Source organism: Maribacter sp. 1_2014MBL_MicDiv (assembly GCF_001865655.1).
Taxonomy (GTDB): Bacteria; Bacteroidota; Bacteroidia; order Flavobacteriales; family Flavobacteriaceae; genus Maribacter; species Maribacter dokdonensis.
The window spans coordinates 4,341,115-4,353,675 of record NZ_CP011318.1 but is presented as its reverse complement, the minus strand read 5'-3'; the positions used below and the strand labels follow the sequence as shown (position 1 = coordinate 4,353,675).

Genomic DNA, 12,561 nt, shown 5'->3' with positions numbered 1-12,561 from the left:
ATAATTTAAAAACATGTTAATTCTATAGAAATCCTCTTGTTTTAGCCTCGTTAATTAAGGCAAGGTCATTTCCGTTCTTAACGTCAAAAAGTGCTTTTAGTTGCCTTTTTCTAGCTTCAACAGTTGTATTTGCAGATCCAATTAAAGGGGCTATGTCTCTAGTGTGTATTCCTTGAGATAAATGATATAATATTTTCTGATCTTGCTCATCAATAACAATGTCTGTCGACATTCTTCGTCTAATTGCAGATAATGCACTAGCGGTATAGTAAGGTGAATCGTTTGCTATTGTTTCAACCATGGTTTTAAGAGACATTTCATCAATCTCGGATTTAACCATATAACCATCAGGATTAACCGTTTTAAAAATGTTATTAATTCTGTAGTTATCACTGTAAGATGACATGAAAACAACTTTTGATTTAGGGACTTCATTTCTTGCAACTATACCTAAATCTATACCAGTTCTTGGGTCTTTGGATTCTGGAGAGAACAACTGAATATCCAATAAAATAATGTCATAAGGTACTGCTCTTTTTGACATTTCGATTTTGCTCTTTCCTTTTTCGAAGTTCGTGGCTATTTCAACTTTAACATTAAAGTTGTCAAATTCAGAATCTTCTAAGATATATTTATATCCAAGAGCAGTCATTTCATGATCATCTACCGCTAAAATTCGTACAGTGTTCATAAGTTGTGATTCTAATCTAATTTACTAAACGTATTAATATAAACTATTATTATTTGTAAAATTATTACTTTCTATTTTAAATGGGGATATTTAAAGATATGGTAGTGCCCTGGCCTTCGGTTGAGTCTATATGAAATGAACCATTTAATTTTTCAATTCTAGAAGTAATATTTCTAATTCCAATTCCTTTTTTACCCTTATTTACATTGTAGCCAATACCATTATCGCTCATAATGACATTAAACTGTTCATCATCTCTGTAAAACGTAACTTCAAAGAATGAGCATTTTGAATGCTTAATTGCATTTTGAAAAGTTTCTTGTATAATTCGGTATACGTTAATTTTAATTTCACCAGCTAGGCTATCCCAGTTTTCATCTTCATTGAAGTGGAAAATAGTTTTGATTTTGGTGTTGCGATTATTGGCAAGCAGTGTTTCTACTGAATCTGTAAAGTTGCTAATTTTTTGATAAGCGCTATGGCTCAATTCGTGTGAAATTGCTCTAATCTCATTCTCAATTTCTTGTAATGATCCCAGGGCTTTTGATTTTTCTTGAATAGCTTCATCCGTGGCACGTTTATTTAAACCTGTTAGTATCATTCTTGCACCCAACATTTTGCCTAAAACACCATCATGTAGTTCTTCTGAAATTCGTTTTTGCTCTAGCCTTTTTACTTCATCTACTTTTTGCTTTTGCATTAACATCAAATTAAAAATCTCTTGATTGTTGGCTTGCTGTTGCTGGTCAAACCTTAATTTTTGATTTTTTGCACGTTGGTTGATAATGATGTAGACAGATAGCCCCAGTAAAAAGAAACCAGTAGCAATACCTATCCAAATTTGCTTTTGCTTGGAAAGAACCTGTTTTTCACTTTCTAACTCAATATTTTCTGCAATAAATTCGTCAGTTTCAAAACGTATACGGGCAAATTTATTTTGTTGTTTGCGTTCTTCAGATAGTAGACTATCATTTAGTTTAGTAAATTTTTTGAAATAATCTGAAGCGTTATTTTTATCTAAAATGGCTAAGTACTGCCAAGTTTTTAAAAGACGTTCATTGGACTCTCCTTCTATAGCTAAGCTTTCTGCTACTTTTGCTTTATGGATAGCTGCGGTAGTGTCATGGGCAAAAGCTTCAAATTCTGCGTAATTATAATAACTGGTAGCAATACTTCCAAGATCATTTACCTCTTTTTTAATTTTTATGGCTTGATTAAATAAGTCACGAACATTAGAGGTATCCTTTTTGTAGAGTTTTGAAGTCGCTAAATTACTTAGAGCCAATGCAAATAAACTCGTCCTTTTTGTTAATATACTGTCAATACTTAATACTTTTTCAAAATTTTCAATGGCTTTGTCATATTGTTTGTTGTTTCTATAACTTACGCCAATATTGTTTATTACACTAGCCTCATCCATGTAATTCTCTGGAATTTTTTCTAAATAGAAAAGGGCTTCATTATAATAGGCTAAAGATTTTTCATATTCTTTTAAATCTGTTAAAATTATTCCTAAAAGATTATAACTTCTATATAGATGATGGTTGTTATTTTCTAATGTTTTAAAATATTCAATCGCTTTTATGGTATTGGCTTCACTGCCAATATAGTCTTTAATCTTCATTTGAATACTGGCCATATTTAAATACAACCGGCCAACGTCTTCTTTATAATTTATTTGGTTGTAAAGGTTAAGAGCTTCTGAGTAATAATAAAATGCACTATCATAGGCAATTCTATTTTCCATAAAATAAGCTAAATCCCAATAAATCGCACCTATAGCAGCGGTATCTTTAATTTTTTGGTTCGCTAAAATTGCTTCTTTATTTATTTGTCGGTATAATGAACTGTCGGAAATAAATTGTTGATTGTAAGAGAGGTTAGAAAAATGTAAGCTTTTTAAAGAATCTGTTGGTGAATTTATTGCGAATTGGTAAGCTTTATATTGTAGTTCTAATTTTCTTTTAGATTCTGCCTCATAACTTTCGGCAGACCATATAGAAATACTATCTTTTGTTACAAATGCTGACGGTATCTCTTCTTTGGGTTCAGTTTTTGTGCAGCTTAAACAAAGTAGAAAAAGTGCGGATATATAATTATAAAGCTTGTTCAAAAATAGATTTTATCGGTATATTAAAACCAAGGTATAAAAAAAGCCTTTAACGTTCGCGTTAAAGGCTTTTTTTGTATTTATATTTTTTAAATCTATGCAATCTTTTTTGGTGGTTTTCTATCATCTGGTGGCAATGAGCAATCGTCACAGGATAAATATTTTGAGATATCGTTCACATTTTCAATTTCATTTGATATATTTTGAGATGACATAGAAGCCATACCAACTGCCATTACTGCTACTGCTAAAATACTTGTTACTTTTTTCATACTGTGTGTTTTAAGGGGTTTTTGGTTTATTATACTACCAAAGTAATATGATAAAGCCGGTAACAAATGATAAAATCACAGCTATGAGTGGATGATTAGGTTCTGTGAGTATATGACCTAATTTTGAGAGAATTCATTAATTTAAGGCAGAAAGTGTGTTTTTGTTGAGTATGCTTTTTAAATTGTCCATATTCTCACGGTAAGATTTAGAGAATGGGATATTTTCGTTTACCTTTTTTATGGCGCATATAGATTTACCAAAATTTATACGAGAGACATAATTGGTGTTTACAATATAGCTTTGGTGAATACGCATAAAGTTCTTGGGCAGGGTATTCTCAAAAGTCTTTAACGTCTTATAGGCATTAATAATTGTGCCGTCTTTCATGAAAAACTCCGTTGTATTATTATCTGCCTTTAGATATAAAATATCATTGGTGTCTAAATATTGAAAATCGTTATATGATTTTAAGCATAGGGTAGCCGGTGCTTTTTCCTTTGGCATGCGCTTTTGAAGCTTCATCAATGATTTACGAATATCAAATTCATTGAATGGTTGCAACCAGTAATCAAAAAAACCGTTTTTGATTGCATCATATGCGTAATTTTTGGTTGCCGCAATACCGATCAAAATAGGAAGCTGATTCATATATTGATGAATCTCGGTAATCATTAAAAAAACAGAGGCATAGTCATTATTTAGGTTTATGAAAACAATATCTGGGGAATATTTAAGAATATCGTTTAAACCATCAGAAGGGTTGTTCGTGGTATTTATACACTCAAAATCGCCATACTCATCTAAGAAAGCATGTAGCTGTAAATTTGAAACAGCATCAGAGTCTATTATGGTGTAAGTATAATTCAAATGATATAGCGTATACCACGAAATTAAACATAGGTTATAAAAAGTTGACCTAGAATGTCCTTATAAAAACAGAGGATATATTTATAAAATCAATGTTTATGGGGTTTGTGAGCGAAAAATCTTGCAGATAAATAAGAATTATAACTAAAATTCCTTTTCAATTGCTTGATAAGCTCCTAAATCTGGAGAAGATATTCTTGAAACTCCTAAAATATCATAAGGTACGGCGTTTGCTGTATTTAAATCCCCTTTGTTAAGGGCTTCACTTTCAAATCCTATTCTAAAATCATTATCAATGGGTGAAAAATAATCTAGTTCTCCGGACTTAATGATATTGCTAAAAAATGCCGTGTTATCGGGGTAATTTGAAGCATTACTTTCATTGATTTTTATAAAGCAATTTTCAAAGGAATAATTAAATGTATGTTGCCCGTTAGGGTTCAATGAAATTTCAATTTGACTATTGCCATCAATAATTGAGTTTTTAAATTCTGCTTTTTGCAAGTCGTATGCTACTTCAGGATTGGTTCTAGTATCGTTTCTAATTTCCAAAGCAGCATTGAACCTAAAACCTTTGTTCCAATAATTGGATATAGTTGAATGTGTAAAGCTGTAATATCCACCATTTTCTATAAGTAAAGACGAATTGCCAGCACTGCCTATTACCAAATTTTCCCCTGTAATATTTGCATTTCTTGCCCAAAGATTAGTGGTAGAACTGTTGAAAATTTTGGTATTTGTTATGGTTAGGGTAGATTCCGGATTGTTTTCCTTTCCTTCAACAAACAAACCAATTTGTGCATTCTTAATGGTTAAATAATTAATGGTATTGTTCTGACTTCCAGAGCTTATCCAGATGGCGCCCCATTGTCCTGTAACGTTATCAAAATCCGGTTCAAGCCTATCACCTTCAAATAGTACTTCCCCTTCTAAGAGTTCTTGGTTGTCACTGAGCTCTCCATTTATTGAAATGGAACCTCCATTTTTTACCAAAATACCAGAATTTTGATGGAAATGTATTCTAGATCCAGCCTCAATATTTAATTTTTTGTTCTCCTCAACTATAGCGTAGCCATAAACTACGTAGGGTTTATCGTTTTTAAAGGTTAAATAGTCGTCTGTTAGCACAAATCCTTCTAATTCTATAGGTTCCGTTGATTCGTCAACTTGAACATCTATTATTTCAGATTGACTCTTTAATTTGTCCTTTGGGTAAAGGAATATGGCATCTTTTGCTAAGGTTACTAATTGTACAGATTGTTGATACGGCCCACTATCGAACTGAATAGCGTCTGTATAAAGTAATTCATTAGCCGTGGGTTCTACAATATCAATGGTTGTTTCAATTAGAATAAAAAGGCTGTCCTTTGCATAAATAGGTATATTATTAAATTCTTTACCGGCGACACCATCAACATTAAGTCTGTAGAAACTCGCAGTGCCATTTTCAAGAGCTATATTAGGTATTACCACATCGTCCTTCGTGTCATTAAAAACCTTTAACGTGTACGTGCTACTACCAATATTTGAAAATACCGTATCTAGATAGACAGTATCCTTGGAAAAAGAAAGATGACCATTACTGGGTGCATATTCAAAATCTTTTCTACATGATGCGGACCATAAAATGGCAAATAGCAGCGGTAAGATGATAAATATTTTGGTACGCACGTGATTCTAATTTTACAACACCTAAGTTATATGAAAATTTCCTTTATATCGTCTGGAATTCTTATGGGTTTGTAAGATTTGCTTTCTAGAAGACACCACTCTGTGCTTGATTTTACAAGTAGCTTGTTGGTAACAGCGTGTTTCATTTCAACCACTCTAATTGACTTTGCACCTGAACTGGAGTCTATATAGGTAGTTATTTTAATTCGGTCGTTCAAAACCGCCGCACGTTTATATTCAATATGATGACTTAATACTACCCAGATAACTTCATCTTGCATTATGGGAGATGCTTTTGTTTGCCAATGCTCTTTGGAAATGTCTTGAATCCATTGAACGTATCTTACATTATTAACATGGTTTAAATCATCTAAGTCATCTACAGTAACTGTAATTTCTTTATGAAATGAATTCATTCTATTTTTTCTGTATTTGAACTTCAAACATTTTATCCCAAAATTTGCCGGTAACAAAAAATGTCTTTCGTTCTGGATGGTAGGCAATACCGTTGAGAACATAATTTACTTTGTCCCAATTATCTGTTTTGGTTATTTTATTGCTTAAGCCACTAAAATTAATAACCCCTTCAATTGCACCGGTTTTGCTGTCAATGATCATAACACTTGGTTTTTGATATACGTTGGCATATATCTTGCCATCTACATATTCCAGTTCATTGGCAGAATTAAAAATAGAGGAATTGGTCACTGTTTCTATATGACCTTCTTCTGTCATGGTGTTGGGGTTTATGAACCAAATTTTTTCCGTACCATCACTTTTAAAAATTTTTGTACCATCATTGGTTAATCCCCAACCTTCTCGACTTTTTCCATATTGAAAATTATCAAGTTTTTTAAAAGTATTTAGGTCGTAAATAAAGCCCAAGCCACTTTGCCAAGTAAGTTGGTAGATTTTGTCATTGAGAATTGTAATGCCTTCACCAAAATACGCGGCGTCTAAGTCTATTTGCTTGTATACTTCTCCTGTTTTAAAGTTTAATTTTCTTAAAAAAGATTGACCCTTTTTACCTGTTGATTCGTAAAGAGTGTCGTTGTAAAATTCTAAACCTTGGGTGTAGGCTTTGGTATCGTGGGGAAATTCATTTACGATATTATATGTATATATCTCCGGAGCCTTTTCTGATAGTAATTTGAGATTCTTGTTTATTTCAACAGTTTCACCATCAAAAGTAATTTTAGCAGTTAAAACTTTATGCCCTAGTGTAGGCAGATTGACTTTAATTTTACCATTATTCACAGATAAAGTAGTGTTGTCCATACTATATTCCACACTTTCTATCTGTTTTTCTTTCTTGTTGTTGATGGAAACACCTATTTCTTGATTTTGATTTATTTGTTTTAAATTATTCTCTAATTTAATTTCAAATAATGAAGAGGCTTTTTGGTTGCCACTACCGCAAGAAGTGAAAATGCTGGTAATAAGAATAATACAGATTATTTTGAAGATATTCATTAAGTAAATCGGTGTTTTAGAATTAGTGGTAATCCACTAAAAGCATGAGTGATTGTTAATAAAAGGCAATTTAATTCATAAAAATTAGAAACTAAAAGGATTGTCAAAGTTTTAAAAGATTGTATATTTGCACCCGGCAAGTCCTACACGACCAGCTCCTGTAGAATCCCCCAGGGTGGGAACGCAGCAAGGGTATACGGTCGTAGCGGTGCGATGTAGGTAGCTTGCCTTTTTTTGTACCCAAAAGTGAAAGAACTTAACCTTGGGTAATATATTCAAAATCAAATCTATATAAAATTTAGCATCACTTATTTTCTTTAAAATGAAAACAAAAGTAGTACTAATAACAGGTGGGTCTTCAGGAATTGGAAAAGCAATAGGCATACATTTAAAAAGTAAAGGGTACATCGTATACGGTACAACTCGTGATGTAAGTAGATATCCTTCATTTACAGATTTTCCTCTTTTGGAAATGAATGTCAGAAATGTAGAAACCATTAAACAATGTATCAATACACTTTTAGGGAAAGAAAATAAGATTGATGTATTGATCAATAATGCAGGTATAGGTATTACCGGTCCTATGGAAGAAACACCGCATGAAGAAGTACTTAATGCTTTTGCAACAAATTTTAATGGCCCATTGAACGTAATGAACAACATTTTGCCCATCATGCGCGGTCAAAAAAATGGTCTTATTATTAATATTACTTCAATTGCCGGTTATATGGGGCTGCCCTATAGAGGTATTTACTCGGCATCTAAAGGTGCTTTAGAAATTGTTACCGAAAGCTATAGAATGGAAACCAAACAATTTGGTGTTAAGCTTACCACATTGGCTCCGGGAGATTTTGCAACAAATATTGCGTCTGGTAGGTACCATACTCCTGTGTATGATAATTCTCCGTATAAACGTGATTACCAGAATACTCTTGAGGCTATTGATGCTGATGTTGATAGTGGAGGGGACCCGGCTGATGTAGGTAGAAAAATTGCAAAAATTATTGAAACAAAAAATCCAAAACCTCATTATAAAGTTGGTTCCTTCATTCAAAAATTTTCATTGACACTTAAAAATATATTACCAGGACTTTGGTTTGAGAAATTGTTGGAAAGCCATAGCTCTCATTAATTTTTGTAAATATTTGAAAAACCGTCAACAATTACAGAGTTGTCCGTTATGATAGCTTTATTGATGGGATATAACACCAATTTTTCGGTAAGTTCCTTAAAATCGTTACTATGATATTGTAAAGTTGGGTCTACACCAAGTGTGGTTAGTATGTTCTTCCACTGGTCATAGTCGGTTTTAATATTAATACCTATAAGTTCGTGATCAGGCTTGTTTTCTTTCAGTACAGCAATTCTCTTGAAGATATCTAAATACTGTTTTCTATTGGTGCCAGACCAAAAATAGAATAATACCTTTTTGTTTGCGGCAATCTCCGTTAGCGTTTTTGATTCGTTTTCAAAAGTAAGAACAGAAAGATTGGGAATCATTTTGGTGGGTTGAAGATTTGCAATTCCCTGATAAAGATTCTCAATTTCCGCTAAGTGCATATTGTTCTTTGAGACCTTCTTAAATTCTTTGATGAAAATTTCTGTGTTTTCCGGAGCATCTTTTTTCTTTAATAGGTAGTCAAATGCAACATTTCTAAATAAGTTGTCCCTTAATTCCTTTTCAACTACAAGGCTATCTATTAAATGGAGCTTGTGTTTTTTGTAATGTAATTGTTTGCTTACGTTTTCATGAATATCGCCACAGTTATCCATACAGGTCATGTAAGATAAATTTCCTAAATGAGCTTTCATGAAGTCATAATAGGGTCTTAGGTAAGTTAGCGTATGGTCATCGTAATTTATGTCGCTTCTATAGGCATAGAAGTCTTTTGGTAAGTCATGAAAATTTTCCTCTGCTGTTTTTCTTTTATGTCTAAAAGGATATATTTCTTTATATCTGTTGTAGGTATAGTCAATGCTCCCCGTTAGTAATTTAATAGCTTGATTGGAAATTAAATTTTCAGCATTCAGTTCATTTAGTTTATTGACTTTTTGTTGCTTTAGAGATTTGATTTTCTCTAAAAATTCCAAGGGTTCCAATTCGTAGTATTCAGAATACATGTCAGAATCTTCTACTTCTGTTGCCAAGAAAAGATCTAAGAGAAAATTATTTGTTTCTTCATTACTGCCAGAAAAAACTAAAGATTCATCAAAATATATAGTGTTGAGCCTAACCATAAGGCTATCACCTTTTTCTAAATACACATATTGGTGTTCTGGAGCTATATTAAAATGGTAAAGACCATTTTCAACTGAAGATAATTTAAACTTGAACCTGTTATTTTCATCAAGTTTTGCTGAATCTATTTTTGATCCACCTTTAAGTAAAATTACTTGATCACTTGTTGGGTTTACAATTTCACCAGCAAAAAGTACGGTGTCAGAATCTTTTTTTGTGGAGGAACAACCCACTAATAAGGCTACGCAAGTAGAGAGTAAAATTCTTATCATATAGTATATGGGACTGGTGATAGTCAAAAATAATAAACAAGATCACCAGATGTTGTTAATAGCTAGTTAAATGTTATGAAGTGCTAACTTAAGAATCTTTTAAAGAATTAGATTAAAATCTAAGCCGTGTAAGCCTATAAATTCTGTATTTTTGCACGGATTTTTAAAATTTAGTTTCTATGTTATCTGTTTCTAATCTTTCTGTACAATTTGGGAAAAGAGTTTTATTTGATGAAGTAAACGTTGCCTTTACGCAAGGTAATTGTTATGGTATTATTGGTGCTAACGGAGCTGGTAAGTCTACTTTTTTAAAGATATTGGCAGGACAGATCGATCCAACTTCTGGTCATGTACATTTGGAGCCTGGTAAAAGAATGTCCATACTGGAGCAAAATCACAACTCTGCAGATGAATATACGGTTTTAGAAGCTGTGGTTATGGGTAATAAACCACTGTATGAAATCAAAAAAGAAATAGACGCTCTTTATGCTGATTATGATGATAAGAATGCAGATAGAATAGGGGAGTTACAAGTGAAGTTTGAGGAAATGAACGGTTGGAATGCAGATAGTAATGCGGCCGCCCTACTCTCTAACCTTGGTATTAATGCCGATATGCATTATACCCTAATGTCAGAGTTAGATTCTAAACTAAAAGTTCGAGTGTTGCTGGCACAGGCGTTATTTGGTAATCCAGATGTATTGATTATGGATGAGCCTACCAACGACTTGGATTATGAAACAATTAGTTGGTTAGAGAATTTCTTGGCAGACTATGAGAATACGGTAATAGTAGTGAGTCATGACCGTCACTTTTTAGATACGGTATGTACAGATATAGGAGATATAGATTTTGGTAAACTAAACCTATACTCAGGGAATTATACTTTTTGGTATGAAAGTAGTCAATTAGCTGCTCGCCAACGTGCACAACAAAATAAGAAGGCTGAAGAAAAAGCAAAAGAATTACAGGAGTTTATTTCTCGATTTAGTGCAAACGTTGCAAAAAGTAAACAAGCAACTTCACGTAAAAAAATGCTTTCCAAGTTAAAGGTTGATGATATTAAACCGTCTAGCCGTAGATATCCGGCAATTATATTTGATAGGGAAAGAGAAGCAGGGGATCAAATTTTGAACGTTGAAGGTCTTTCCGCTTCTACGGAAGAAGGAGAGGTGTTGTTCAATAATATTAATATAAACCTGGCTAAGGGAGATAAAGTTGCTATTATATCTAGAGATTCTAGAGCAACATCTGCATTCTATGAAATTATAAACGGTAATAAAAAGGCTGATAAAGGATCTTACCAGTGGGGTGTTACTACCACTCAGTCTTACTTGCCAGCAGATAATTCTGATTTCTTTACAGATAACATTAACCTTGTAGATTGGTTGCGCCAGTATGCCAAAACCGAGGAGGAAAGAGAAGAGGTTTATATTAGAGGTTTTTTAGGTAAAATGTTGTTTAGTGGAGAAGAGGCACTTAAAAAATGTACGGTACTATCAGGAGGTGAAAAAGTTCGTTGTATGTTAAGTAGAATGATGTTAATGCGTGCTAATGTATTAATGCTGGATGAGCCAACAAACCACTTGGATCTTGAAAGTATTACAGCTTTTAACAACTCTTTGAAGAACTTTAAAGGAACGGTGCTTTTTACAACACATGATCACGAATTTGCTCAAACTGTGGCAAATAGAATTATAGAATTGACTCCAAAAGGCAACATTGATAGATATTCTACGTTTGATGAATATATGTCTGACAAGGCATTAAAAGACCAGCGTAATAAAATGTACGCTGTTTAAGCATAGAATAATAGATTAACCCAAATCAATGTTTTATGAAAACCTACAATTTTGTGGCCTGCTTTGTGTTGGCCTTAAGTTTCGTTGCCTGCGATAAATCTACCAATGAGCAACAAGAAGAAACATCTACTAATATAGCTGTAGACTATACGGTCTTTTTAAAAACGAACGATAACGTAAATGCCGTTATTGTGCGCGATAATGAGGGTAATTTGGCTACGGAAAGTGAAGTAGTCTCTTTAGGCAATATACCTACAAGTGCTATAAAAATAAAATCTGTAAATGGCTTAGGGTATTTTTATACAGTCAATTGCGAAGCTGCTTTGCAATGGTATAATTCAGAAAATCAGACTTCTGGTACAGTTCAGCTGTTCAATGATTTAAATGCCTGTAATGTTAGCGTAGCCTCTGTAACTTATAATGAAGATAATGTTTTTGCTGCATATGAAGTAGATTTGGCGGGTAAGGACAAACATTATGTAGTAAGGGTAAGTTCTTTGGACAATCCTTCAGCTTACTCAGAGGTTACCAGTGATAATAAACCTGTAGATATTGTGGAATCCTCGGGCAATCTTTTTGTTTTAACTTTAAATGAATTTGTGTTCAATGAATATCATTTATCGGTAATAGACTTAAACACCCTAGATGTAATGGTCAATGTAGATTTGGGTTATGACGCGTTAAGGTTGTTTAAGAATGATTCTGGTGAAATAATAGTGAGTTATCCTGAATTGCATACGACAATTGATCCAATGACCTTAGATAAGGTCTATACTACTTATGGGCAAGATACAGCACCGGGATTTATTTCTACTCAGGATTATCATATTGGTAATGATGGCAAATTTTATTTTCAAAAATACATGCCAGATGCAGCTATTAAAGAAGTACCTGCTACCTATGATTTTAATAGGAACGGAACTGTAGTTTATTTGTTTGAGAACTTTTTATCGGATTCTGAATTAAATGTAAAATATAATATAGCTGGTACTACGGCTATTGCATATGATGATAAGAACAATTACATACTAATTGGTTATCAAAAAAGGGGAGCGAACAATGAAGGAGGTATACTAAGAATAACACCTTCGCCCGATTTTAAATTGATAGATAATATAGACGTCTCCGGTATACCTCAAACCATATTTATCAATTAAAATTTA

At 33.0% G+C, this 12,561-nt stretch carries 11 protein-coding genes and 1 other RNA gene; 4 read left to right on the top strand and 8 right to left on the bottom strand.

All coding sequences use genetic code 11. From position 1 onward, the window contains the following. Positions 1 to 22: 22 nt before the first annotated feature. From YQ22_RS18525 to YQ22_RS18500, 7 genes are all read right to left on the bottom strand, one after another. On the bottom strand, positions 23 to 691 hold the full coding sequence (locus tag YQ22_RS18525; protein WP_058102938.1) for a response regulator transcription factor: 669 nt from the start codon (positions 689 to 691) through the stop codon (positions 23 to 25). A gap of 76 nt (positions 692 to 767) precedes the next feature. Further along, positions 768 to 2,804, bottom strand: a complete 2,037-nt coding sequence (locus tag YQ22_RS18520) for a tetratricopeptide repeat-containing sensor histidine kinase (protein WP_071342395.1) — start codon at positions 2,802 to 2,804, stop codon at positions 768 to 770. Positions 2,805 to 2,896: 92 nt separating this feature from the next. After that, a complete protein-coding gene (locus YQ22_RS19140) occupies positions 2,897 to 3,073 on the bottom strand; it encodes a hypothetical protein (RefSeq protein ID WP_156894600.1) in 177 nt (58 codons plus the stop codon). Positions 3,074 to 3,209: 136 nt separating this feature from the next. Then, on the bottom strand, positions 3,210 to 3,941 hold the full coding sequence (locus tag YQ22_RS18515; RefSeq protein WP_071342394.1) for a LytR/AlgR family response regulator transcription factor: 732 nt from the start codon (positions 3,939 to 3,941) through the stop codon (positions 3,210 to 3,212). Positions 3,942 to 4,085: 144 nt separating this feature from the next. After that, the gene (locus tag YQ22_RS18510; RefSeq protein WP_071342393.1) at positions 4,086 to 5,612 is read right to left on the bottom strand and encodes a hypothetical protein; all 1,527 of its coding nucleotides are present in this window, start codon (positions 5,610 to 5,612) and stop codon (positions 4,086 to 4,088) included. A 26-nt stretch (positions 5,613 to 5,638) separates the two neighbouring features. After that, the gene (locus tag YQ22_RS18505; protein WP_071342392.1) at positions 5,639 to 6,028 is read right to left on the bottom strand and encodes an acyl-CoA thioesterase; all 390 of its coding nucleotides are present in this window, start codon (positions 6,026 to 6,028) and stop codon (positions 5,639 to 5,641) included. 1 nt (position 6,029) lies between these two features. Beyond that, positions 6,030 to 7,085 carry a glutaminyl-peptide cyclotransferase gene (locus YQ22_RS18500; protein ID WP_071342391.1) on the bottom strand — a complete coding sequence of 352 codons (1,056 nt, stop codon included), beginning with the start codon at positions 7,083 to 7,085 and terminating at the stop codon, positions 6,030 to 6,032. 134 nt (positions 7,086 to 7,219) lie between these two features. On the opposite strand from YQ22_RS18500, the gene ffs reads away from it, so the two are divergent. Beyond that, positions 7,220 to 7,318: signal recognition particle sRNA small type (gene ffs, locus YQ22_RS18495), an RNA gene on the top strand. Positions 7,319 to 7,407: 89 nt separating this feature from the next. Continuing rightward, on the top strand, positions 7,408 to 8,217 hold the full coding sequence (locus YQ22_RS18490) for an SDR family oxidoreductase (RefSeq protein WP_071342390.1): 810 nt from the start codon (positions 7,408 to 7,410) through the stop codon (positions 8,215 to 8,217). Here the strand turns inward: YQ22_RS18490 and YQ22_RS18485 are convergent. Next, the gene (locus YQ22_RS18485) at positions 8,214 to 9,596 is read right to left on the bottom strand and encodes a DUF4369 domain-containing protein (RefSeq protein ID WP_071342389.1); all 1,383 of its coding nucleotides are present in this window, start codon (positions 9,594 to 9,596) and stop codon (positions 8,214 to 8,216) included. The genes YQ22_RS18490 and YQ22_RS18485 overlap by 4 nt on opposite strands. Before the next feature lie 179 nt (positions 9,597 to 9,775). Between YQ22_RS18485 and YQ22_RS18480 the strand changes: the two genes are divergently transcribed. Both YQ22_RS18480 and YQ22_RS18475 read left to right on the top strand, forming a co-directional pair. Beyond that, the gene (locus YQ22_RS18480; protein WP_058102930.1) at positions 9,776 to 11,398 is read left to right on the top strand and encodes an ABC-F family ATP-binding cassette domain-containing protein; all 1,623 of its coding nucleotides are present in this window, start codon (positions 9,776 to 9,778) and stop codon (positions 11,396 to 11,398) included. Between the two features lie 35 nt (positions 11,399 to 11,433). Beyond that, on the top strand, positions 11,434 to 12,555 hold the full coding sequence (locus tag YQ22_RS18475; RefSeq protein ID WP_071342388.1) for a hypothetical protein: 1,122 nt from the start codon (positions 11,434 to 11,436) through the stop codon (positions 12,553 to 12,555). Positions 12,556 to 12,561: the final 6 nt, after the last annotated feature.